The organism is Mucilaginibacter gossypii (genome assembly GCF_017569325.2).
Classification (GTDB): Bacteria; Bacteroidota; Bacteroidia; order Sphingobacteriales; family Sphingobacteriaceae; genus Mucilaginibacter; species Mucilaginibacter gossypii.
The window spans coordinates 2,518,880-2,542,789 of the sequence record NZ_CP071878.2 but is presented as its reverse complement, the minus strand read 5'-3'; the positions used below and the strand labels follow the sequence as shown (position 1 = coordinate 2,542,789).

Here is a 23,910-nt window from a genome sequence, read left to right as displayed (position 1 = left end):
GTCTTTGACTTATTTAGCGGTTACCTCATGCAAACCACATTCCTTTTTCGATTGATCTTCCCACCACCAGCGGCCTGCACGAAAATCTTCACCTTCGGCTACGGCACGGGTACATGGCATACAGCCGATGCTTGGGAAGCCTTTATCATGCAGTGAGTTATATGGAATGTTGTATTGTTTGATATAGGCTTTTACTTCGTCCAGTGTCCAGCTGAAAATAGGGTGGAACTTTACCAGTTGGTTTTGCTCGTCCCATTCCATGTCATGCATATCATGACGGTTAACCGACTGCTCGGCACGAATGCCGGTAATCCAAATTTTGTTGCCTTTTAAAGCGCGTTTGAGCGGTTCTATTTTACGGATCCCGCAGCACTCTTTGCGGTTTTCAACCGACTCGTAAAAGCTGTTTGGGCCTTTTTTGCTTACCATTTCTTCCAATAGTTCATTATTCGGATAGTAGGCATGTATAGGTTTTTGATACCTGTTCATTGTAGCCGCCCAAACTGAATAGGTTTCGCGGAACAGCCTGCCGGTTTCAAGCGTAAATACTTTAATTGGCAGGTTATTGGCAAAGATCATATGACTGATCACCTGGTCTTCCCAACCAAAGCTAGTTGAAAATATAACTTCACCAGGGAAAAGCTCTGCCAATTTAGTGAGGGCTTCCACAGGGCCAAGTCCGGTGGTTACACTTTGTATTTGTTGTAATGCAGTGCTCATTTTATATAACCTTAGTAATAAACATGATAATAGAACGGATACTGATGAGGATAACGATTATCGAGACCGCCACCATGATAGTTTTTGCAGAGATCTTATTGGAGATCTTAGCTGCAATTGGTGAAGCAAGTGCACTGCCTAAGATAAGGCCTGCTACAGCCTGCCAGTGATCGCTGCTTACCATGGCGATAAAGGTTATTGATCCCATCATCGCCACAAAAAAACGTGAAAGTTTAACAGTGCCTAATGAAAAACGTGGACTGCGGCCCCCGGCTATCAGGGTTGATAGCACGATTGATCCCCAGCCACCGCCGCCAACAGCATCGATAAAGCCACCGCCTAAACCCAGCAGTGAAATGCGTTTTACCTTATCAGCCGATTTTTTCTTTTGTGTATTGAATGCTTTTCTGAATATCACTATACCCAATATCAGGGTATAAACCGATACAACAGGTTTGGTGTACATGCTGTAATGTTCAAGCGAAGATAGGAGATAAGCTCCCGTTACCGCTCCTATTATACCGGGAATAACTAATAACTTAAATAGTTTCCAGTTGATGTTGCCCATGCGATAATGCATCCAACCGGCTATACCGCAACTCATGATCTCGGAAAGATGTACGCCCATGCTGGCCGAGGCCGGAGGGATACCCATAGAAAGAGAGAATGTGGTTGAAGTAACACCGTACGACATGCCGATGGCGCCATCAATCATAGCAAATACAAACCCGGCTCCTAAAAAGTAATAAAAGATAGGATCGATGCCGGTTACGAAGTGCTTAAAGTTAGGCTCTTTGAAATAAAGTGCGGTTATACCAATGGCCAGTGATATGATAATGGTTGACCAAATTAGCCAGATAAAATTTTTGCGGCTGGCAGCCTTAGGATCAACCAGTATGGATGTTACACTGTTTAATTTTTTTACCTTGTCGGCAAAATCGCCTTCAAGGGTATTTCTTAGTTCGCTCATTTGCTGCAAAGTGATGTCAAGCTCCGCAGGAAGGCTTTCATTCAATACTTCTTTTAATCGTTTAGCCACAGTAGGTGATTTTCCATTGGTAGATATGGCCAGTTTCAGGTCGCCTTTTTGCACTATCGATCCTAAGTAAAAATCACATAGCGCAGGCTTATCAGCTACATTGATCAGCAGCTTACGGTCATGGGCGGCATTGCGGATATAGTTATTAAGCTCGCTATCATTGGTAGCGGCAATAACTATATCGGCATCATTCAGGTCATCGTCGGCAAATGATTTTTGTATAATGCGGACGCCCGGATACTGCGATGCAAGCTTATGTACGTCGGGCAAAAACTCGCGCGAAATAATGGTTACCCTTGCACTGTTGCTGTTATTAAGTACAGCCGTAAGTTTTTCCAAACCAACATTACCGCCGCCAATAAGCACCGTATGCAGATCATTCAGTTTTAAAAACACAGGAAAAAGCTGGTTGCCTTCCTGTTTTTCATCCTGGATGTTGGTTAAACTCTTATCCCCGGGCAACAAAGTCATAAACTTCTTTTATCAGTTGGAATTTTGGATGAAGCGATACTACCTCGCCCAAAACAATAATTGCAGGCGATGAGATCTTACTTTCTTCAACAGTATCGACAATAGTATCCACCGTAGCAACAGCGATCTTCTCGTCTGCAGTAGAACCGCTTTGAATAACGGCTACGGGTAGTTTGTTCTTGCCTTGTAACTTGAATATTTCAGTGATCTCGGCCAGCTTATGAATGCCCATCAATACAACCACGGTAGCATTCGATCTTGACGCGTCAATAAGATCGTTCGAGATCTTGCCATTTGCAGTAGTGCCGGTAACCACCCAAAAACTTTCACTTAAACCGCGGTGTGTAACTGGGATCTGCTGCAATTCGGCTACCGCTATCGAGCTTGAAATCCCAGGAATAATGGTCGCAGGTATGTTATGAGCTGCTGCAATGATCAATTCCTCATATCCACGACCGAATACAAAAGGATCTCCGCCTTTTAACCTAACCACGTGACCGTAGTTCACCGCATAATCAACCATCAGGTTGTTAATTGCTTCCTGCGAAAAAGTATGATCGCCAGAACGTTTGCCTACGTAAACTTTGGTTGAGTTTGCAGGGGCATACTCAAGTAGTTCTTCATTAACCAAAGCATCGTACAAAACAACATCGGCTGCTTTTAAAGCTTTGATCGCTTTTACGGTTATCAGGTCGGCATCGCCTGGGCCTGCACCCACCAGCGTGATGCGTGGTTCTTTTATATTTTTATTAGTTTCAGTCATTATTGTACAAGCGCCTCTCTCTTATCCTTGCTTCTGCTTAAAAATTCTGTAGCCTGTGCTAAATATGTTGTGGCAAATTCTTGTGACGGCTCATTTTGGTTGAGTTGTAATACCAGGTCATTAAAGCTCCCGTTCAATTCGAACTCGCCTTTTTCAACGTATTGCGTATCAAACTCGCGGATTACACCTATTTGTGTACTGCTATTAACACCTTTGTCAAGCAATAGCGCTTTCGCTGAGCTTACAAACACATTATAGGCATGATAAATAGCGTCCGCCCAACGGCCATCGGCGTAAGCTTCGTTAGCCCAGCCTAATTTTTCTTCCGATTCAAACAGGAGGGTAGCTACCAGGTCGATGATCACACCCGCGCATTCACCTACGCCTATAGCGGTAACAAATGTTTCCTGGTGGCCCCAGTCAATGTATTCGTCATCGGTAAGAGTAGTTAAATCGGCAAGTGGTTTCAGCAAACGGTAAAAATAATCTTTACCCTGCCTGTCGTAATACTCATGGTAAGTTTCACCTTCGGGCGAAAACTCTTTATAATCGTTCAATAACCACCTTAACACATCGGTAGCACGTTTGGTAGGTACTTTGATCACCCTTTCGGCAGCGCGGCCAACACCATCGCCAACAGTACCTCCACCCAACATTACCTGTACCGAAGGTAATACTTTGGCACCTGCTTTTAGCGAGCTGCCGTGGAAACCAATGTGGGCTAAGCCGTGCTGGCCACAAGAGTTCATACAACCGCTTATTTTGATTTTGATTTCGCGGTTATAAATAAAATCCTCGTATTCGTTATAGATCAGGTCTTCCAATACGCGGGCCATGGTCATGCTGTTGGAGATGCCAAGATTGCAGGTGTCTGTACCCGGGCAGGTGGTAACATCAGCAATGCTATCGAAGCCCGGCGCAGCCAAATCAAGCTTAGCCAGGCCTTCATATAAAGCAGGCAATGCTTCTTTTTGAACGTATTTTAAAAGTAACCCCTGGTTTTGGGTAATGCGGATCTCGTGACCAACCAATGGCTCTAATGTTTTAACAAGGGCGCGGGCAGTATCCGATGAGATATCACCTACAGGCACTTTAATATACACGCCGTAAAAACCTTTTTGCTTTTGCTCAAAAACGTTGGTAGCCATCCATTGTTCATAGCGCAACGGGTTGCTGATGGTTACCTCAGGATAGCTATCAGTTGGTGGTAAAGCCGGAGCATCAACAGCATCCCGGTTGATAGGGTATAATTTTACTTTGTTGGCAGTACGCTCGATTTTGGTTAAACGCAATACCTCGTCCAAACCTAATTTTTGGATAAGGTATTTCATACGGGCTTTGTTGCGGTTATTGCGTTCGCCGTAACGGTCAAAAACACGAATCACTGATTCGATATAAGGGATCAGCTGATCTTCTGGTAAAAACTCTTCAACAATACTGGCTAAAATTGGCTGTGCACCTAAACCGCCGCCAAGCATGATCTTAAACCCACGTTCGCCATTGGCATTTATTTTAGGTATGGCACCGATATCATGAATGTATGAAAATGCTGTGTCCTCATCGCTTGACGAGAAAGAGATTTTGAATTTGCGGCCCATTTCCTGGCATATCGGGTTACGCAGAAAATAATCAAACGTAGCATATGCATAAGGAGAAACGTCAAATGGTTCTTTTGGGTCGACACCTGCAGTAGGAGAGGCTGTAACATTGCGCACGGTATTACCGCATGCTTCGCGCAGAGTGATATCATCCTGTGCAAGCTTGGCCCAAAGCTGGGGTGTACGGTCAAGACTTACATAGTGGATCTGAATGTCCTGGCGGGTGGTAAGGTGGAGATTACTGCTCCCAAACTCGTCAGAAATCTCGGCAATCTTCAATAGTTGCTTAAAGCTAACTTTACCAAAAGGTAGTTTAATGCGTACCATTTGCACGCCTGGCTGACGCTGGCCATAAACACCGCGCGCCAAACGTAAACTTCTGAATTTTTCATCATGAATTTTACCTTCACGAAAAGCATGGATCTTTTTTTCAAGATCTATAATATCCTTCTCAACAATAGGGTTCTCCAGTTCCGTTCTGAAGCTCTGCATATTCTAAGTATTAATCTTTTATAAAAAAGCCCCTTTGGCTGTGGCTAAAGAGGCATATATGGTTAAATATTACGTTTACAGCCTCGTTTTCTCATTGCACATATAGCAATAAGTCAGCTGGTTAAGACAAGTAATATTAATGCTCTCACGATTCATTTCCCAAATATATATATAGTATACGGAAAAAGTAGCATTTAATTAAAAAAAACTGCGTTATGACAGTTTTATGAAGTTTTAAAATTAAACGCTGATGAGGGTGGTTTCGCGTTTGATGATATCGGCGATGCTGGTTTCGCTTAATATTTTAAGTGTGGCATCTCTTACATCAACAAATACATCCCTTATGCCGCAAGTGCTTTCCTGGTGGCATTCATCACATTTGTGGTAAAAATTTAAGCTGGCGCAGGGCACCATGGCTATAGGCCCATCGGTTATACGCATAATGCTTACCAGGAATATTTCTTTAGGATCGCGGTTAAGACTGTAGCCACCGCCTGCTCCTTTTTTGCTGTAAAGAAACCCTGCATTGCGCAAATCAAGCAGTATCTGCTCAAGAAACTTTTTAGGGATTCGTTCAATTTCGGCAATCTTCGAAATTTGCATAGGCGGCTGGTCCATGTTCTTGCCAAGAACCACAAGTGCCTTTATAGCATACTTAGTTTTTTTTGAAAGCATTTTCTAAAATAAAACTCACAAAGGTAAATAAAGATATTTTCTAAATTAACTATTTTTTCGAGTAATATTATAGATTATATAGAAAGGATATTTTATACAGACATTGTTATATAAAAGTTACAATGTATGCCTGTCTGAATGGCCGAGGCTTTTACCCGGGTTAACTTTATCACGAACGGCCTGTTTTAACTCTTTGATTTCTGGAAAATGGCCATCACGTTTGCGGTCAAATAGTGTTTCTTCACCTACGCTTATCGTATATCTGCCGCTCACTTCGCTTGGTTTTAAGGTAACGCCATTTACGTCATCGGTAAAGGTTGTAAGCAGTTCCTGCGCCATGTAAGCGGCACGCATCATCCAGTTGCATTTAGGGCAATATTCGATTGTTATGGTTGGTTTCATGCAGTTGTGATTGGTTTCTTTGCTACAATAAATCTTTCTTCGGTATGGGTACTTAAAACCTTAAGTTCATCACCCACCGAAATTATGCCGGTATTTTCATGTATCAGGTTTTGCCCAAACATGATCTTATTGTTTTTCATACGATAGGAGGCGAGGGTTTTTAAAGGCTCTTTGGCTTTTACAGCCGTTTGCTGATCAATAGTAGTGAGCACACAGCGTGCACAAAGCTTTGCCCCGTAAAAGGTTATGCCTGCTATCTCAATCTCATTCATCAGGTCTTCGCTATAAGCTTCGCCGCCTGTAAAAACTATATTGGGACGAAAGCGGTTCATTGGCAAAGGCAACGACATACGTTTGTTGAGGTCATTAAGCGAAGCTTGCCCAATAAGCAGAAAAGGATAGGCATCTGCAAAGGAAGTGATCATGCCGGGCTTGGCGTAGCGCTGGTCAACTTCGCGTTCACTGTCATCGGGCATGTAAATGAGGCGGCATTTCATATTAAGTGCTTCGCTGAACCATTCGTCAAACTCTTCGCTTACATATTGTCCAAAACACGTGTCTTCCCAAACTGCAAACTGTTGCAAAGGTTTTCTTTCGCAATTAAACGGAATTAATAATGACCCACTTGACTGATGATGTACTGTTATCCCATCCGATTGGATTGATGCCTTCAATAAGGCCATCTGCGGAAACCCGCGTTGCGTTATAAAATGCCCGTGTTCATTAACCAGCATCCAACGCCTGTCGTGTTGTAAACCACGACGGGTAACCTCCGCATTTTGCACAGCAACGCCGCCCAATGATTTGATAGGGTAGATGTATAATTCACTTACTTGTAGCATGTGGTAAAAATAAGAAATCTGAGGCATGATTTTCGGGATTAGGAGATTAAAGGATGTTTGAATCCAGACTTTCCATCAAGTCAATCCTTCAATCAAAAAAAACATGGTTCTTTTTCTTCACAATCGATTGCTATATCGATTTTTAATTAATATAATTGTTTTATCCAATTTCAAAACCAATTTATAAACTATGCCATTAAGTAATATAAACGGCAAGGCTAAGGCTAATAATACCTATGGTGCCATTGTAATAGGGTCAGGCATCAGCGGTGGCTGGGCAGCAAAAGAGTTATCCGAACTTGGCTTGAAAACCATTATGCTTGAACGGGGCCGAAACTTTGAGCATATTAAAGATTATAAAACTGCTAATCAGGACCCCTGGGACCGACATCATGCCGGAAAGCCAACGCAAGCCCAACGTAAGCAACGCCCCGTAATTTCACGTAATTGGGGAGCTTCCGAACCTATTATGGATTACTGGACCGACGAGCAAGCCGCTCCGTATACCGAGATCAAACCCTTTAACTGGTGGCGTTCATATCAGCTTGGCGGTCGCTCCATTTTATGGGGAAGGCAAAGCTATCGCTGGAGCGATTTTGATTTTGAAGCAAATGCTAAGGACGGCTGGGCTATTGATTGGCCTATCCGCTATAAAGATCTTGCGCCATGGTATGATCATGTAGAGAAATTTGCAGGTATAAGCGGCTCATTGGAGGGCTTACCACAACTGCCCGACGGTCATTATTTGCCCCCGATGGATATGAATTGGGTGGAAAAAGATGTCGCTGCCCGCATCAAGAAAAATTACAACGGCACCAGGCATATGATCATTGGTCGCTCGGCCAATTTAACTGCTGCTATTCCGGGACGTACGGCTTGCCAGTTCAGGAACAGGTGCTGGGAGGGTTGCCCTTTTGGCGGATACTTCAGCACGCAATCGTCAACATTGCCAGCGGCTTTGGCTACAGGCAATCTAACCGTGAGGCCATATTCTATCGTCACTAAAATATTGTATGATAAAGATACTAAAAAGGCCAGAGGGGTGGAAGTGCTTGATGCCGAAACCAACCAAACTTATGAGTATTATTCAAAGATCGTTTTTGTAAACGCCTCTGCTTTGAACAGCGCCTGGGTATTGATGAATTCGGCTACCGAAATTTGGCCTGATGGTTTGGGCAGCAGCAGCGGAGAGTTAGGCCATAACATTATGGATCATCATTACAATCTCGGCGCAAGCGGATTGGTTGAAGGTTTTGAAGATAAATATTATTACGGTCGCCGGGCCAATGGTATTTATGTTGTGCGTTTTGCCAACCTGTTTGGTGATAAACGCGATTACCTGCGTGGTTTCGGTTACCAGGGCGCGGCAAGCCGTATGGGATGGAGCCGTGAGATTGCTGAATTGAACATTGGAGCCGACTATAAAGACGCACTTACAGAGCCAGGTCCGTGGACTATAGGCTTAAGCGGTTTTGGTGAATTGCTGCCTTATCACGAAAATAAAATTACCCTTGATAAAACCCGCAAGGACAAATGGGGGTTGCCTATTTTAGCGATGGACGCTGAGATCAAAGAAAATGAAAAAAAAATGCGTATTGATATTGTGAAGGAAGCTAAAGCCATGCTTGAAAGTGCCGGTGTGAAAAATGTTGAAACGCACGACCGAGGTCATAATGTTGGCGACGGAATTCACGAAATGGGCACTGCGAGGATGGGACGTGACTCTAAAACTTCGGTACTTAATGGAAACAACCAGGTATGGGATGCTAAAAACGTCTTCGTTACCGATGGTGCGGCTATGACTTCGGCAGCTTGTCAAAATCCATCATTAACGTATATGGCTATGACGGCCCGCGCTGCTCATTTTGCAGTAGATGAATTGAAGAAAGGGAATTTATAATTTATCCAACACGTCATCCCGAATTTATTTCGGGATCCCACATGCTAAGTATGCGCCATACTTGTCGGCTACTTGGCATGTGGGGTGCTGAAACAAGTTCAGCATGACGTTCATTTTTAATCTGATAACCAATAACAATCAACTATGAAAAAACTACTTACCATTTGCCTTTTAATAGGCACACTAATAAGCCAGGTACTTGCTAAAGATAAAGTACTGATATTTTGTAAAACCGCGGGTTTCCCTCATAAATCAATAGCGGTAGGCGTAACTGCAATAATTAAACTGGGGCGGGAAAATAATTTTGATGCAGACAGCACCACTGATGCCGCGAGGTTTACGGTAGATAATTTAAAACAATATAAGGCAGTAATATTTTTAAACACCACCGGCGATGTTTTAAATGATGCCCAACAAACTGCATTTGAGCAATATATTAAGGCCGGCGGCGGTTTTGTTGGTGTACATTCCGCAACAGACACCGAGTATGAGTGGCCATGGTATGGTAAACTAGTAGGGGCTTATTTTAAAAGTCATCCAAAACAACAGGAAGCAACATTACATGTGGTCGACCGTAATTTTATTGCCACCAAACACCTGCCTGAAACCTGGAAACGCTGGGACGAATGGTATAACTATAAATGGATTGGTAATGATCTGCACGTACTGATCAAGATAGATGAGAAAAGCTACACTGGTGGCGAAAACGGCGATAATCACCCAATGGCCTGGTATCATAATTTCGCCGGCGGCAGGGCTTTTTATACCGAATTAGGTCATACTGATGAATCATATGCTGATCCATTATATTTGAACCATCTGTTAGGTGGTATCAAATATGCAATGGGTTGGAAGAAGTAGTTTGAACCGGGATTTGGGGAGATTTTTGAGATTTCCCGGATAACATGCAATAGAGAGGGCTCTCGAATTATCGTGAGCCCTCTCTATTTAAGTAAGAAAATCCTTTAATCCCCTAAATCATGGTTCAGAAATTACGCATGTTGTATCGCTTCAACGAGTGCCTTATTGTGCTTATATCTGAATACAAAAGGGAACACAATGGCTATTACCAGGGCATAGCCTGCAAAGGTAAGCCAGATGCCATGCCAGTCTTTACCACCGCCCGGCAGCAAAAAGAAATTATCAATGATAAGGCCGCTTGCTATGCTTCCGAAAAAAGCCCCGAAGCCGTTTACCATCATCATAAACAAGCCTTGTGCACTTGCCCTGATATCGGGGGTAGCCTGCGTTTCAACAAACAGAGAGCCCGATATGTTAAAGAAGTCGAAAGCCATGCCATAAACAATGCATGATAAAACAATCATCCATAAACCGCCTGCGGGGTCGCCAAAGGCAAAAAGGCCAAAACGTAGTACCCAGGCCAGCATACTAAATAACATCACATACTTGATGCCGAATTTGCGCAGGAAGAACGGGATCAGTAAAATAAAAAAGGTTTCAGAAAACTGGGAGATGGACATGATAATGGCCGGATATTTTACGCCGACCGAATCTTTATAAATGGCTATATTTTTAAAGTCTTGTATAAAGGTATCACCGTACGCGTTGGTAAGTTGCAGTGCTGCGCCCAAAAGCATCGAAAATGCAAAGAAAATAGCAAACTTTGCATCTTTGAATAGTTTAAAGGCATTTAGCCCCAATGAATCAACAAACGATTTGTTATTTGCTTTGGCCGAAAGTGGCGGGCATTTAGGAAGACTAAAAGAATAAATGCCAAGTGCAAGGGCTACAGCCGATGCAATATAAAACTGGTTGGGAGAGGTTTCGTTGTGTGTGAGACTCACTGTCCACAACGCAGCTATGAATCCAATAGTTCCCCAAATCCTGATAGGAGGATAATCTTTAACTACATCTTTGTTATTACTTTTTAACGCCGAATATGCCACTGTTATTGATAATGAAAGGGTTGGCATATAAAAGATCATGTTGATCAGCATTACCCAGAAAAAGGCGGAAGGACTGGTAATTAAAGGCAAGGTAAATAAGGATGCCGCCCCTAAAATATGCATGATACCGTAAAGCTTTTCTGCATTGATAAACCTATCGGCTATAATACCGGTAAGGGCAGGCATAAATATTGCCGAAATACCCATAGTACTGAAGATTGCCCCAAATTGTGCGCCCGACCAATGTTTATCCTGGAACCAGTATGCACCAATGGTAAGCAACCAGGCACCCCAGATAAAAAATTGCATAAAATTCATCAGTATTAAGCGGAACTTAATATTCATATGGTACCGGGTTTAAATAATTTTAGTCAGTGTTAAATTAAAAGCGGAAAGTAGTGAAATAAATGTAAATCAGAAAGCTACAAGTGTAGAAATTACGATTGTTAAACAGAAACCCAGGGTGAGTTTCTGTTATATGTCATTCACGATTAAATTATATTTTTTGAAAAAGTACATTCGGCTAAATCCGAAATAGAAAATCCGAACTCCGAAATCAGGAAGCTTTACGCTTGTTCAGTTCATCGCGGATCTTCGCTGCTTTTTCGTATGACTCTTCGGCCAGGGCTTCCTGGAGTTTTGTTTTCAGCTCCTCGGTACTGATAGAAGCATAACCGCTCACCGATGCGCTAACAGATTTTTCTTCGGGTGTTTCGTTGATATTTTCCAGATAAACAAAATCGTTGCCTTCTATAACAATGCCCGCAGTTGAAAGAATAAATTCATAAGTGAAGATTGGGCAGTCAAAGCGTACAGCTACCGCAATAGCGTCAGAAGTGCGGGCATCTATTTCTACAGAACGCTTTCCGTCGCTGCAAACCAATTTGGCATAAAATATCCCATCAACCAAATTATAGATGATCACTTCCTGAACTTCAATCTGGTAAGCCTGGGCGAAACTTTTAAACAAATCGTGCGTAAGCGGGCGGCTTGGGGTCATTTTTTCTATTTCGATAGCGATAGCCTGAGCTTCAAAGCTTCCGATGATAATAGGCAAGCGACGACGGCCGCTAACCTCGCCCAAAACAAGTGCATAGGCACCCGATTGAGTTTGACTGTATGATAAGCCGACAATATCAAGCTTTATTTTTTTCATGTTATTCCCCATCACACCTGTATTTATGCTGAAGCTTTATATTCTTTAACGGCTGCAATTAATTTAGGGAGTACTTCAAACGCATCGCCCACAATTCCGTAATCTGCCACCTTAAAAAACGGTGCTTCCGGATCTTTGTTTATGACTACAATAACTTTTGATGAACTTACCCCGGCCAGGTGTTGAATAGCACCTGAAATACCGACTGCAATATACAAATTTGGACTGACAGCTATGCCGGTTTGTCCAACGTGTTCACTATGTGGTCTCCAGCCAGCATCTGATACAGGTTTTGAGCATGCGGTGGCAGCACCCAAAAGGCTGGCAAGATCTTCTATCATGCCCCAGTTTTCCGGGCCTTTCAAACCACGACCTCCCGAAACAACAATTTCTGCATCGGGCAGGGAAACTTTATCGGTTGAACGAACGATTTCTTTGATCATGGCCTTGAAGTCAGATGCTTTGGTTTCGACGCTGAAATCCTCAACCTGGGCAGCGACAGCTTTTTCCACAACTTGATAAGAGTTAGGTACAAGCGCGATAACCTTAATAGCAGAAGTAAGCTCAACAGTGGCAAAAGCTTTGCCAGAAAACGCTGTTTTTTTTACTTTAAACGAGCCACCGGCCTGTTCAGGTAACGTTACTGCTCCATCGGCAACACCGGCTTCCAGTTTAATACCTATACGGGGCGCTAAACCACGGCCCGAAAATGTGTTTGATAGTACCACAACTGAAGAACCTTCTTTTTTGGCCGCCTCGGCTATGACAGAGGCGTAGGCCTGGTTTACAAAGTCTTTCAATTTATCTCCTGATACATTAAGCACTTTATTTGCACCGTATTTACTTAATGAAGCTAATTCGGTGGCGTCAACGTTGCCTATTGAAACAGCGGTAAGGGAAGTATTATTTTGATCGGCAATGGCGCGGGCATAAGAAACGGCTTCAAAAACTGATTTCTTGAATTTGCCCCCGGTATTTTCCGCATATATTAAAACTGACATATTTATCTGTTAATGATTTAGATCATAATTTATATAACACGCGCTTCGGTATGCAGTAGCTCAACCAGTTTAGCAGTATCATCAGCAGGTATAAGCTTCACCTGGCCGCGTGAAGCAGGTGTTTCATAACTAATGATCTCCGAAAATGTTTTTACCTCAACCGGTTCAACAACTGTAAGTGGCTTGGTTCGGGCAGACATAATGCCGCGCATATTGGGTATTTTTGGTTCGGCCACTCCTTCGGCTGTACCGGCTACAAAAGGATAGGGGATAGTTAAAACTTCTTTACCACCTTCAATCTCGCGCTCAACGGTTGCATCTGTGTCAGAGGCATCTAATTTTTTAATGATGGATACCGATGGCAGATCAAGCAGTTCGCCAAGCATACCGGCAACTTTTGATCCATTATAATCAATAGATTCACGACCTGTCAGGATCAGATCAAAAGGATTTGATTTTACATATTGCGCAATCTGATACGCTACATACCAGGCATCGTGCGGTTTAGCACTTATTCGTACCGCGTCGGTAGCGCCAATGGCCAGGGCTTTACGTATAGTGGCTTCTGTATTGGCTTCCCCAACATTTATTACAGTTACTGTACCTTTACCGCCGTCGGTTAGTTCAATGGCGCGGGCAAGTGCAATTTCATCATAAGGGTTAAGTATAAACTGAACCCCGTTTGTATTAAATTGCGTGTTATTATCAGTAAAAGTTATTTTTGTGGTGGTATCAGGGACATTACTTACACATACCAGAATCTTCATATCAATAGGTTTTTGCAAATTTAGTTAAAAAAGATAGAGTTTAAAATGGAGTTAAGCAGATTGAATAAGCTGTTGGAATTTATAAAAAATGAACCGGATGATGAGTTTCTGAAATATGCCCTGGCAACTGAATATCTGCGTCTGAATGAGACAGATAAGGCACTTGCCTATTATGAAGACCTGGTAAATAACCACCCCGGCTATACAGGTACCTATTATCATTTGGGTAAGCTTTATGAAGCGTTAAACCGAAAGGATGACGCCATTAAAACTTATGAAACCGGCATGAAAATGACAAAAGAAAAGCGCGATAACCATGCTTTTTCTGAATTGCAGGCAGTGTACAGGCAAGCAATGGGTTTTGAAGAAGACGATGACGATTATTAGCCTTTAGGGTTCATAGTTGATGGTTCATAGTTCATGGCAACTGAATAATGACCTTTAGGTTTTAGCTTTATAAACTAAATGAGTTTACTTATAATAATTGATATTAGGCTATAAAGCATGGTCTTAAGAGCTATCACCACAAACTATGAACCATCAACTATGATCTTTTTTAAAGAATGAAAAAACGGCAACTTATATTCCTTCGGGATGTGCTAATTTATACTTTTACCGCTTTTGGCGGGCCGCAGGCCCACATTGCTGTTTTACTGCGCGAGTTTGTTGAAAAACGAAAATATATTACCGAAGATGAGTTGATGGAGCTTAATGCCTTATCGCAGGTATTGCCCGGCCCTTCGTCAACCCAAACGCTGGTTGGGATAGCATGGAAAGTGGGTGGACTTAGGCTGGCTATTATTACATTTTTAATTTGGATCCTGCCCTCGGCTACTATTATGTGTATGGCGGCTATCAGTTACAGTATGGTTGCTAATAAGGCCAAATTTGCTCATGTAATCAGTTATGTACAGCCTATAGCGGTAGGCATAGTTGCTTATGCCACTTATACATTTGCCAATAAATTTTTGAAGACCAGGGTCAGCACCATGCTGGCTATTGGTTCACTGATTGTGACACTCATCCTTCAAAATGCTTATGCCTTCCCGATACTAATATTGCTTGGCGGCATTATATCATCGGCCATGGAAACCCAGCAGCATGAAAACGAATTGAGGGTAAAGCTGTATTCAAATGTAAACCCTAATAAAGTAGCTTACTTTATAGGGATTCTGCTTTTTTTTGCTGCTTTAGGTGCGGTTGTAAATCAAACGTCCCCATTAAGTTTACCAATCCGTTTATTTGAAAACTTTTACCGCAACGGCATCCTTATTTTTGGAGGAGGACAGGTGCTGGTACCACTCATGTATACCGAATTTGTTGAGGTTAAGCATTACTTAAGCCGGTCGGAGTTTTTGTCGGGATATGCCTTGCAGCAGGCTTTGCCCGGGCCTACATTTTCATTTACTTCGTTTTTGGGCGGCATAACGCTTGGCAACAAGGGATACACTATTTGGGGGCAGGTAATTGGGAGCCTGGTTGCTGTTATTGGCATCAATACACCAGGCCTTATCCTTATCCTGTTTATTGTGCCGTTTTGGGAGGATCTGAAGAAGATTACACGTATAAAAAACTCACTGAGCGGTATAAATGCAGTAGCTGTAGGTTTTATGGCTACTGCGCTGATTTTACTGGTAAGGCCTTTTGGCTTAAATTGGACAGCCTATGCCTTAATGATCGGCACCTTCCTGGTGCTGCATTTTACCAAAATAAAAACACCGATAGTGATCATTATCGGTGTGGTTTTAGGAATAATATTTTGATTTGCGATTTCGCATTTTTGATTTCGGATATTGTCTTTAAATAAATCCGAAATCGAAAATCCCACATTCGAAATGAGATTAAAACGGAGGCTCATCATCTATGTCGTCCATTCTTGAAGGACGTATAATGAAGTTACTCTGCTTTTCAAAATCCTGCGAAGGGGCAAGGCCTGCGAAAGCGTTACCTGCGGGAGGGGGGAAGCCATCCATACCTTCTTCAAGATTTGTGAACTTAACATATTTGCCCACAAATTTAAGCCGAACAGTACCTGTTTCACCGTTACGGTGCTTGGCTATAATTACCTCGCCCACACCCTGGGTTGGATTACCGTCCTCATCTTCGGTCAGACCATAATATTCTGGACGATAGAGGAATAATACCATGTCGGCGTCCTGCTCAATAGCGCCCGATTCACGTAAGTCTGAAAGCATTGGTCTTTTTGAGTTGCCCGGCCGGCTTTCAACCGCACGGCTTAACTGCGAAAGTGCAATTACCGGCACACTGAGCTCCTTGGCAACTGATTTTAAAGCACGAGAAATGCTACTGATTTCCTGCTCACGATTGCCCCCGCCACCTTTGCCTTCAGCTTTGCCATGCATCAGCTGTAAGTAGTCGATAATGATTAACTGGATATCATACTGTGATTTTAAGCGGCGGCATTTTGCCCTGAACTCAAAGATGTTTAGGGCAGGTGTATCATCAATGATGAACGTTGCTTTTTCAAGCCTGCCAATTTTAGAGTGTACCTGCTGCCATTCCCATTCTTCAAGTGTGCCTTTACGTATTTTTTCCTGCTCAATTTCTGCCTCGCCGGCTATCAAACGGTTAACTAACTGTACAGATGACATCTCCAGCGAAAATACAACAACAGGTTTGTCAAAATCAACCGCTGCGTTACGGGCACAGCTTAATACAAAAGCTGTTTTACCCATCGCCGGACGTGCCGCAATGATCACCAGATCTGATTTTTGCCAACCTGACGTCATCCGGTCAAGGTTGGTAAAGCCAGAGGCAACACCTGTTAAGCCATCCTTTTTATCCTTCAGGGCTTCAATGTCGCGTAGGGCCTCATGAACAAGATCGTCCATATTACGGGCATCGCGGCGTAAATTACTCTGGGCTATTTCAAACAGATTTTTTTCAGCCATATCGAGCAGGTCGAATACGTCGGCAGTATCCTCATATGCATTGTTGATCACCTCTGTAGAAATGCGGATAAGTTCGCGCTGGATAAATTTTTGAATGATGATGCGCGAATGGAATTCGATATTGGCGGCTGATGCAACGCGGCTTGTAAGTTCAGTAATATAGTAAGCACCGCCAACCATTTCCAGCTCGCCCAGCCTGCGCAATTCGGCAGTCACTGTAAGGATGTCTACAGGCTGTGTTTTTTCAAACAGGATTTTTATTGCAGAAAAAATCTTTTGGTGATTGGTTTGATAAAAAACTTCGGGTTTTAAAACATCTATAACAGATGAAAGGGCATCTTTCTCCAGCATAAGGGCGCCTAAAACTGCTTCCTCCAAATCCGTAGCCTGTGGCTGCAATTTGCCGCCTGCAATGAATGGGGTAGGATTGGGGATCCGGCTGCGGCGTTCAAAAGTATTTGGCTTGTTATACTGGTTGTTATTCTCAAAACTCATAAGGGTACAAAAATATACAAAAAACGCTTCGACAGGCAAAGTAAACACCTAACATAGTGTATCGGCATTTTAAAATAATCATACACAGGGTGATAATTTTAAGGTTTTTAATAAACACCTCAGTGTTGATAACTTTTTAAGGGTATTTGGGCTGATTGATTTTCAGCTAATTGAGTCAATGTTAATAAAGTTTTCAAGTGTTGATAGCATCTGCACTCAAACGCCGGTAAACCCAAAAGGGTTATCAGTTCAATAACGGCTTAATCAATTAATATAGCTACTTTTGCCAAAATTTAAATCATAAAATGGCATTTAATTCAAGGCCTCAGCGCGAAAGCAATCAGATGGTTTTTGGTATCAGGGCGGTAGTAGAAGCGATTCGCTCGGGTAAAGAGATTGAGGCGTTATTTATACAGCGAGGCATAGGCGGTGGCCTGATACAGGAGCTCAAAGAACTGATGAACGAATATCAGATAACCGCACAGCAGGTTCCGGTTGAAAAACTAAACCGCATTACCCAGAAAAATCACCAGGGAGTTATAGCTGTGATTTCGCCTATTGTTTATCAAAAGATAGAGAACATCATTCCAGAAGTATTTGAAAAGGGGGAAACGCCGTTAATTTTAGTTTTAGACAGCATTACTGATGTAAGGAACATGGGTGCGATTGCCCGTACTGCCGAATGTGCCGGTGTGCATGCCATCGTGATCCCAGCCAAAGGCTCGGCGCAGATAAATCCTGATGCCATTAAAACATCGGCCGGCGCATTATACAAAATCCCTGTTTGCCGGCATGATAATTTTATGCAAACTGTACGCTTCCTCCAGGAATCGGGCTTGCAACTGGTTTGTTGTACCGAGAAAACACAGGACAATATTTACACTCCGGATTATACCGTACCTACTGCCATCGTTATGGGATCGGAAGAAGACGGCATTCGTAACGAGATCATCCGGATCTCCGACCACCTGGCCAAGATCCCTATGTTCGGCGAAATTGAATCGTTGAATGTATCGGTATCTACCGGGGTGATTTTGTATGAGGCAGTGAGGCAGAGAACCCCCCCCGCCCCCTAAAGGGGGTGCTTACTTACGGCTGGTTTTTATCTGTCGTATTAAACTTAAAAGTATTTAAACAAGAAAAGCTTTGCCGTGGCAAAGCTTTTCTTGTTTAGCATTACAGCTAAAGAGTGATTGTAAGTAGGTACCCCCTTTAGGGGGCGGAGGGGGCTAAATATACTTCGCTCCAAATTTACTTTTTACATCAGCCACAACCTGTTTAATGTTCTGTTCCTGGTCGCGGGGGCAAATGAGCAGGGAGTTGTTCGATTCTACTACGATATAATCATGCAGCCCCTGCAATATTACCAGTTTTTCGCCCGGCACGTTTACCATACAGTTTGAAGAGTCATACATGATCACTTTTTCGGCAGGGATAACGGCATTACCTACATAATCCTTTTCGGCAAGGTCATATATTGATGCCCAGGTACCCAGATCGCTCCACCCAAAATCCGAAGGTAATACATACACATTATCTGCTTTTTCCATAATGCCGTAATCTATCGAGATATTAACGCATTGCTGGTAAGCCTTGTGTATATAAGACTTTTCATCGTCTGAGTTATAAACCGGCTTCGCATCAGCAAAGATCTCATGCATTTCGGGCAAGTACTGATTAAAGGCCTTAACAATAGTTTTGGCCGACCAAACAAAGATGCCGGCATTCCATAAAAAGTCGCCGCTTTGAATAAAGGTTTTAGCTATTTCAAGAGTGGGTTTTTCGGTAAAGGTTTTTACTTTATGAAACTCATCATTGATAACGTTATCAGTGTATTGAATATATCCGTAACCGGTATCGGGCCTTGATGGTTTAATGCCCAGGGTTATCAGATAATCATTTGAAGCGGCGGTTTGCAATGATTTTTCGATAGCGGCAACAAAAGCATCTTCATCCAGGATCTGCTGATCGGAAGGGGCTACAACAATAGCTGCATCGGGGTTAAGACTTTCAATTTTAAAACAGCCATAGGCAACACAAGGTGCCGTATTACGCATTACCGGTTCGGTAAGAATCTGCTGATCCTCCATATCGGGCAATTGTTGTTTTACCAGTTTGGTGTAGTTTTCGTTAGTAACAACGTAAATATTTTCTTTGGGGCAAACTTTCAGGAAACGTTCGTAGGTGTTTTGTATTAAGGTTTTACCGGTACCAAGTATATCTATAAACTGTTTAGGGTGCGATGTACGGCTTATCGGCCAAAAGCGGCTTCCAATCCCTCCAGCCATAATTATCGCATAATAGTTTTTATTCATGAGCAAGTAAAGAATTTTAATTTGGTATATCGACCGTAAAAATGTGTAATAATTTGTTAATTATCCATTAAGTGTAGCTAAATAATTTAACGGTGGGCATAACCACAAATTTGTCTGGTTCTTTAAATGAACGAGCAATGAAATTGTTTTTCATCTAATCATCATTTTTGCATAAAATTTAAAAGTAAATCCATCGTTTATTTAGAAAATTTTGTTACTTTAAACTTTTAAATACAATTTAAGAATTTGTTAAAATAATGATAGAAACAAAGAAATCGCTATTTGACAATCTCCAGAATTTTTTCGGGTTTGATAATTTTAAGGGAGAACAGGAAGCGATAATAACCAACATCTTGGCCGGTAATGATACATTCGTTATTATGCCTACCGGTGGCGGCAAATCGATGTGTTATCAGTTACCAGCTTTGATGAGCGATGGCACGGCAATCGTAATTTCACCATTGATAGCCCTGATGAAAAATCAGGTAGATCAGCTCAGGGCGTTTGGAGGATCAGATAGTATAGCCCATTTTTTAAATTCATCACTTACAAAATCAGAGATAGGCAAGGTTAAGGAAGATGTACTTGCGGGGAAAACCAAGTTATTATATGTAGCCCCCGAATCGTTAACCAAGCAGGAAAATATTGATTTCTTACGCCTTAACCACGTTTCATTCGTGGCGGTAGATGAAGCGCATTGTATTTCGGAGTGGGGGCATGATTTCAGGCCCGAATATCGTAAAATACGCCAGGTGATCAGTAACATAGGCGAAAATATTCCCATAATTGCTCTAACAGCTACGGCTACCCCAAAAGTTCAGCAGGATATTCAAAAAAACCTGCAAATGAATAATGCTACCGTATTTAAATCGTCATTTAACCGGGGCAACCTGTTTTATGAAGTTAGGGCCAAGCGTAATGTTATCAAAGAGATTGTAAAATTTGTAAAACAAAACCAGGGCAAATCGGGAATTGTGTATTGCCTTAGCCGCAAAAAGGTTGAGGAAGTTGCCGAGGCGTTGAACCTTAACGGGGTAAGGGCATTGCCCTATCATGCAGGGCTTGATCCTAAAGTGCGTGCAGAAACCCAGGACAAATTCCTGATGGAAGATGTTGATGTTATTGTTGCTACGATTGCATTCGGTATGGGTATTGATAAACCCGATGTTCGCTACGTTATACACCATGATGTGCCTAAAAGTATGGAAGGCTACTACCAGGAAACAGGAAGGGCCGGGCGTGACGGAGGAGAAGGTGTTTGCGTGGCTTTTTATTCGGAGAAGGACATTGATAAGCTTCAGAAATTTATGAAAGACAAGCCTGTTTCAGAACGTGAAATAGGTACTCAGATACTTAAGGAAGTTATTGACTATTGCGAATCATCGGTTTGCCGTCGTAAACAGTTGTTGCATTATTTTGGCGAAAACTTCAATGAGGCAGGCTGTAATAATATGTGCGATAATTGCTGCACCCATAAAGAGCATTTTGATGGGGAGGAGCACCTGCACAGGGCATTAAGTTTGATTAAGCATATTGGCGAAAAGTTTGACGACCACCATATCCTCAGCATATTAATGGGTGAGGAAAATTCGCAGATCAAAAATTATGAGCATGATCAGCTTGACTATTACGGCTCGGGCAAAGAACAAGGTAAAAATCTTTGGAACTCGCTTTTAAGGCAGGCGTTACTCAACAATTACATTTCAAAAGACATTGATCAATACGGGCTTTTAAGGCTCACTAAAAGTGGCATTGGCTTTATTGAGAATCCGCACAGTATCCGTTTTGTTTTGAATAAGGTAATGGAGGCTGCTGACGATGACAACGATGATGACGGACCAAAACAAAGCGGCGGTGCACTTGATACCCAATTGCTGCAAATGCTTAAAGAGCTGCGTAAAAAGCTGGCCAAACAAAAAGGATTGCCACCATTTGTAATATTCCAGGATCCTTCGTTAGAAGAGATGTGCACCCATTATCCGATCAACACCGAAGAGCTTAAACAAATTTCGGGTGTTGGTGCAGGCAAGGCGCTAAAATTTGGTAAACCTTTTACGGATTTGATCCAGAAATATGTAGAGGATAACGATATTGACCGGCCAATTGATATGGTGATCAAGAGTGCTGCCAATAAATCGGCGCTTAAAGTGTTCATTATCCAAAATATCGACAGGCATTTAAACCTTGATGATATTGCTGCTTCAAAAGGTCTTACTTATGAGGAGATCCTGAAAGAAGTTGAAACTATCGTTAACTCAGGAACAAAGCTCAATCTGAACTACTATATTGATGAGGTGATTGACGAAGATAAGCAGGAAGAAGTATTTGATTATTTCCGCACTGCAGAAGCCGACTCTATTGATGAAGCCTTAGCCGAACTGGGCAGTGATGATTACACCCGTGAAGAGGTGCAGTTAATGCGTATCAAATTCATGTCGGAGTTGGGGAATTAGTTGCTGAAAAGTTCTGATAAAGAAAGCCTTTAGATTAAATTCTGAAGGCTTTTTGCTTTTCCCCTGATTACTGCTGTTGGCTTTAATTTTATTTAGTTATGATCATAAATTCCGTACGCCTGTTCTTTGCCCTGTCTTCCTCTGTTGTGTTGGATGCTATCGGTTGCGTTTCACCGTATCCTTTGTAAACAAGGCGGGTAGGGGCAATTCCTTTCGACACGAGATATTGATAAACAGACTTTGCCCTGTTTTCAGATAAGGTTTGGTTACCCTGGTGATTACCTGTATTATCTGTATGACCTGAGATCTCAATACGGGTAGTTGAGTTTACCCCTAAAAATTCAATGAGCTTGGCAAGTTCGGCTTTTGATTCCTTTTCAAGGTCAAACTTATTAGTATCGAAGAAAATATTTTTAAGGATTACCTTATTGCCAATTTCAATGGGTGATAACAGTGCCACAATGTTAAACGGGCTTTTAATCTTATAATTTTTAAGCGAAAAGTTTTCGGAATAAAACAGATATCCGCTTTTTGAAATATTAAGCGCATAGTTTTTGCCCGACGTTAATGTGGCTAAAAAGTCCCCCTGTTCATCGTCACTGTAATCCTGGTAAACCGGCAAATTACTTTCCAGGTCAATAATCTCAATTGCAGCTTCAAGGGGGGCTTTCGTCTTTACGTCTTTTACAAAGCCTTTAACATACGTTACCAAATGGGGCCGCAACTTTACAGGCAGCTCGAACTTATAAATATCATAACCGCCCAAACCCTTTAAATTATCCGATGAAAAGAAAGCATAATCTCCGGCGGCAGTTAATGATAAGCCGCCCTCATCACCACTGGTATTGATAGGATATCCAAGGTTTTCGGGTTTTTGCCATTTACCGTCTCTATCCATGCGGCTAACAAACAGGTCCTTGCTGCCTAAACCCGGCCAGCCATCGCTGCTAAAATAAAGTGTACTGTCATCAGGGTGAATAAACGGTGATAATTCATTGTAGGGGGTATTAATATTGGGGCCAAGGTTTTCAGGTTCGCCCCATCCTTTTTCACCCAGCGTGCTTTTCCAAATGTCATAACCGCCATAACCACCCTTACGGTTGCTTACAAAATAAAGCGTGCGACCATCGGCATTTATCGAGGGTTGAGATTCCCAGCCCGACGTATTTACCGGTGGGTTCAGGTCAACAGGTTTACCCCAGTCATTTCCCCGTTTTTGAGCAATATAAATATCACAACGGCCTAAACCGTCGGGGCGATTGCATCCCGTGAAAAACAGGTATTTACCATCCTGCGATATGGATTGCGCACCTTCGTTATATTTTTCAGTATTAATTTGGTTGCTTAAATAAGTGGCAGTATTCCACTTGCCATTTATCATTTCGCTTTTATAAAAGTCTTCGTTGTTATTGATCTTTCGGGTAAATATCAACGTGCCTTCGTCGGCTGTAGCAACCGGGAGGTACTCGTCATTAACAGTGTTTATTTCAGGGCCGATATTTACAGGTTTAAATGGCACCGGATGGGTCATTGCCTGAACACTGAATTTGGCATCGGCAAGCAGTTTTTTTGCGTAGGTATTGTTTTGAGGGCTGATATCAGGGTAGGTAAGATATTTTTCGAGGTGTTGCTGGGCCTGTGTATAGCTTGCATCGTGGATTTCCATTTCAGCGGCTTTGAGATAAACTCCCCTGTTAAATTCCGGACTAAGTGAAATTACTTTAGCGTATTGCTCAACAGCTGGCTTGTACATGCGCTTCATTCGGTACAGGTCGGCGAGTAATAACCGCGCTTCTATAAACTTTGAATCTTCGCTAATAGCTTTAAGCGAGTTTTGAATCGCCTCATCATAAAGATGTTCATCAAGGTTTTGATAAGCGGTAGCAAAATATTTTACAGCTTCTTTATTGGATGACGAATACCGGGTTTGCTGCTGGGCGCCAAGCAAAGCAGGTAAACACAATGCAAGCACCAATAATACTGCAATTTTCATTTGTAACTT

Annotated in this window: 20 protein-coding genes; 6 read left to right on the top strand and 14 right to left on the bottom strand. The window is 42.4% G+C overall.

Going from position 1 to position 23,910, the window contains the following annotated elements:
* Positions 1–9: 9 nt before the first annotated feature.
* From J3L18_RS10740 to J3L18_RS10710, 7 genes are all read right to left on the bottom strand, one after another.
* Positions 10–720, bottom strand: coding sequence for a phosphoadenylyl-sulfate reductase (locus J3L18_RS10740; protein WP_091163883.1), 711 nt, complete (start codon positions 718–720; stop codon positions 10–12).
* A 1-nt stretch (position 721) separates the two neighbouring features.
* Entirely contained in the window at positions 722–2,230 is a 1,509-nt protein-coding gene (locus J3L18_RS10735; RefSeq protein ID WP_129571542.1) for a siroheme synthase domain-containing protein, read from the bottom strand.
* Positions 2,208–2,993, bottom strand: coding sequence for a uroporphyrinogen-III C-methyltransferase (gene cobA, locus J3L18_RS10730; RefSeq protein ID WP_129571541.1), 786 nt, complete (start codon positions 2,991–2,993; stop codon positions 2,208–2,210). Before cobA ends, J3L18_RS10735 begins: the two co-directional genes overlap by 23 nt.
* Complete coding sequence (locus J3L18_RS10725; RefSeq protein ID WP_129571540.1) at positions 2,993–5,083, bottom strand: ferredoxin-like domain-containing protein; 2,091 nt, start codon at positions 5,081–5,083, stop codon at positions 2,993–2,995. Before J3L18_RS10725 ends, cobA begins: the two co-directional genes overlap by 1 nt.
* 240 nt (positions 5,084–5,323) lie before the next feature.
* Complete coding sequence (locus tag J3L18_RS10720; RefSeq protein ID WP_090525408.1) at positions 5,324–5,758, bottom strand: RrF2 family transcriptional regulator; 435 nt, start codon at positions 5,756–5,758, stop codon at positions 5,324–5,326.
* Between the two features lie 117 nt (positions 5,759–5,875).
* A complete protein-coding gene (locus tag J3L18_RS10715) occupies positions 5,876–6,160 on the bottom strand; it encodes an Rdx family protein (RefSeq protein ID WP_091163894.1) in 285 nt (94 codons plus the stop codon).
* Complete coding sequence (locus J3L18_RS10710; RefSeq protein ID WP_129571574.1) at positions 6,157–7,002, bottom strand: MOSC domain-containing protein; 846 nt, start codon at positions 7,000–7,002, stop codon at positions 6,157–6,159. The genes J3L18_RS10715 and J3L18_RS10710 overlap by 4 nt, the downstream gene beginning before the upstream one ends.
* A 190-nt stretch (positions 7,003–7,192) precedes the next feature.
* On the opposite strand from J3L18_RS10710, the gene J3L18_RS10705 reads away from it, so the two are divergent.
* Both J3L18_RS10705 and J3L18_RS10700 read left to right on the top strand, forming a co-directional pair.
* Positions 7,193–8,902 (top strand): GMC oxidoreductase, encoded by a 1,710-nt coding sequence (locus J3L18_RS10705; protein WP_129571539.1) that lies wholly within the window; start codon positions 7,193–7,195, stop codon positions 8,900–8,902.
* A gap of 144 nt (positions 8,903–9,046) precedes the next feature.
* Positions 9,047–9,763, top strand: a complete 717-nt coding sequence (locus J3L18_RS10700; RefSeq protein ID WP_129571538.1) for a ThuA domain-containing protein — start codon at positions 9,047–9,049, stop codon at positions 9,761–9,763.
* Between the two features lie 131 nt (positions 9,764–9,894).
* Here the strand turns inward: J3L18_RS10700 and J3L18_RS10695 are convergent, their stop codons facing one another.
* The 4 genes from J3L18_RS10695 to J3L18_RS10680 form a co-directional block, all read right to left on the bottom strand.
* Complete coding sequence (locus tag J3L18_RS10695) at positions 9,895–11,154, bottom strand: nucleoside permease (RefSeq protein ID WP_129571537.1); 1,260 nt, start codon at positions 11,152–11,154, stop codon at positions 9,895–9,897.
* 211 nt (positions 11,155–11,365) lie between these two features.
* Complete coding sequence (locus J3L18_RS10690; protein ID WP_091164922.1) at positions 11,366–11,965, bottom strand: bifunctional nuclease family protein; 600 nt, start codon at positions 11,963–11,965, stop codon at positions 11,366–11,368.
* 23 nt (positions 11,966–11,988) lie between these two features.
* A complete protein-coding gene (locus J3L18_RS10685) occupies positions 11,989–12,966 on the bottom strand; it encodes an electron transfer flavoprotein subunit alpha/FixB family protein (RefSeq protein WP_129571536.1) in 978 nt (325 codons plus the stop codon).
* Positions 12,967–12,995: 29 nt separating this feature from the next.
* Positions 12,996–13,733 carry an electron transfer flavoprotein subunit beta/FixA family protein gene (locus tag J3L18_RS10680; RefSeq protein ID WP_129571535.1) on the bottom strand — a complete coding sequence of 246 codons (738 nt, stop codon included), beginning with the start codon at positions 13,731–13,733 and terminating at the stop codon, positions 12,996–12,998.
* A gap of 45 nt (positions 13,734–13,778) precedes the next feature.
* Here J3L18_RS10680 and J3L18_RS10675 point away from each other — a divergent pair, with 45 nt between their 5' ends.
* Both J3L18_RS10675 and chrA read left to right on the top strand, forming a co-directional pair.
* Entirely contained in the window at positions 13,779–14,120 is a 342-nt protein-coding gene (locus tag J3L18_RS10675) for a tetratricopeptide repeat protein (protein WP_112654867.1), read from the top strand.
* Positions 14,121–14,296: 176 nt separating this feature from the next.
* The gene (chrA, locus tag J3L18_RS10670; RefSeq protein ID WP_129571534.1) at positions 14,297–15,496 is read left to right on the top strand and encodes a chromate efflux transporter; all 1,200 of its coding nucleotides are present in this window, start codon (positions 14,297–14,299) and stop codon (positions 15,494–15,496) included.
* Positions 15,497–15,574: 78 nt separating this feature from the next.
* Here chrA and dnaB read toward each other — a convergent pair whose 3' ends face one another.
* Positions 15,575–17,140, bottom strand: a complete 1,566-nt coding sequence (dnaB, locus tag J3L18_RS10665; protein WP_091163915.1) for a replicative DNA helicase — start codon at positions 17,138–17,140, stop codon at positions 15,575–15,577.
* A 305-nt stretch (positions 17,141–17,445) separates the two neighbouring features.
* Between dnaB and rlmB the strand changes: the two genes are divergently transcribed.
* Complete coding sequence (gene rlmB / locus J3L18_RS10660) at positions 17,446–18,216, top strand: 23S rRNA (guanosine(2251)-2'-O)-methyltransferase RlmB (RefSeq protein WP_091163917.1); 771 nt, start codon at positions 17,446–17,448, stop codon at positions 18,214–18,216.
* A gap of 153 nt (positions 18,217–18,369) precedes the next feature.
* Here the strand turns inward: rlmB and J3L18_RS10655 are convergent, their stop codons facing one another.
* Positions 18,370–19,455: a mannose-1-phosphate guanylyltransferase gene (locus J3L18_RS10655; RefSeq protein WP_090525993.1), complete on the bottom strand. Its 1,086-nt coding sequence runs from the start codon at positions 19,453–19,455 to the stop codon at positions 18,370–18,372.
* Between the two features lie 260 nt (positions 19,456–19,715).
* Between J3L18_RS10655 and recQ the strand changes: the two genes are divergently transcribed.
* Positions 19,716–21,908 (top strand): DNA helicase RecQ, encoded by a 2,193-nt coding sequence (gene recQ / locus J3L18_RS10650; RefSeq protein WP_129571188.1) that lies wholly within the window; start codon positions 19,716–19,718, stop codon positions 21,906–21,908.
* A gap of 88 nt (positions 21,909–21,996) precedes the next feature.
* On the opposite strand, the gene J3L18_RS10645 is transcribed toward recQ, so the two are convergent.
* Complete coding sequence (locus J3L18_RS10645) at positions 21,997–23,901, bottom strand: OmpA family protein (RefSeq protein WP_129571185.1); 1,905 nt, start codon at positions 23,899–23,901, stop codon at positions 21,997–21,999.
* Positions 23,902–23,910: the final 9 nt, after the last annotated feature.

Coding starts and splice junctions, on each gene's coding strand:
- J3L18_RS10740 (WP_091163883.1), bottom strand. CDS start 720: ATGAGCACTGCATTACAACAAATACAAAGTGTAACCACCGGACTTGGC.
- J3L18_RS10735 (WP_129571542.1), bottom strand. CDS start 2,230: ATGACTTTGTTGCCCGGGGATAAGAGTTTAACCAACATCCAGGATGAA.
- cobA (WP_129571541.1), bottom strand. CDS start 2,993: ATGACTGAAACTAATAAAAATATAAAAGAACCACGCATCACGCTGGTG.
- J3L18_RS10725 (WP_129571540.1), bottom strand. CDS start 5,083: ATGCAGAGCTTCAGAACGGAACTGGAGAACCCTATTGTTGAGAAGGAT.
- J3L18_RS10720 (WP_090525408.1), bottom strand. CDS start 5,758: ATGCTTTCAAAAAAAACTAAGTATGCTATAAAGGCACTTGTGGTTCTT.
- J3L18_RS10715 (WP_091163894.1), bottom strand. CDS start 6,160: ATGAAACCAACCATAACAATCGAATATTGCCCTAAATGCAACTGGATG.
- J3L18_RS10710 (WP_129571574.1), bottom strand. CDS start 7,002: ATGCTACAAGTAAGTGAATTATACATCTACCCTATCAAATCATTGGGC.
- J3L18_RS10705 (WP_129571539.1), top strand. CDS start 7,193: ATGCCATTAAGTAATATAAACGGCAAGGCTAAGGCTAATAATACCTAT.
- J3L18_RS10700 (WP_129571538.1), top strand. CDS start 9,047: ATGAAAAAACTACTTACCATTTGCCTTTTAATAGGCACACTAATAAGC.
- J3L18_RS10695 (WP_129571537.1), bottom strand. CDS start 11,154: ATGAATATTAAGTTCCGCTTAATACTGATGAATTTTATGCAATTTTTT.
- J3L18_RS10690 (WP_091164922.1), bottom strand. CDS start 11,965: ATGAAAAAAATAAAGCTTGATATTGTCGGCTTATCATACAGTCAAACT.
- J3L18_RS10685 (WP_129571536.1), bottom strand. CDS start 12,966: ATGTCAGTTTTAATATATGCGGAAAATACCGGGGGCAAATTCAAGAAA.
- J3L18_RS10680 (WP_129571535.1), bottom strand. CDS start 13,733: ATGAAGATTCTGGTATGTGTAAGTAATGTCCCTGATACCACCACAAAA.
- J3L18_RS10675 (WP_112654867.1), top strand. CDS start 13,779: ATGGAGTTAAGCAGATTGAATAAGCTGTTGGAATTTATAAAAAATGAA.
- chrA (WP_129571534.1), top strand. CDS start 14,297: ATGAAAAAACGGCAACTTATATTCCTTCGGGATGTGCTAATTTATACT.
- dnaB (WP_091163915.1), bottom strand. CDS start 17,140: ATGAGTTTTGAGAATAACAACCAGTATAACAAGCCAAATACTTTTGAA.
- rlmB (WP_091163917.1), top strand. CDS start 17,446: ATGGCATTTAATTCAAGGCCTCAGCGCGAAAGCAATCAGATGGTTTTT.
- J3L18_RS10655 (WP_090525993.1), bottom strand. CDS start 19,455: ATGAATAAAAACTATTATGCGATAATTATGGCTGGAGGGATTGGAAGC.
- J3L18_RS10645 (WP_129571185.1), bottom strand. CDS start 23,901: ATGAAAATTGCAGTATTATTGGTGCTTGCATTGTGTTTACCTGCTTTG.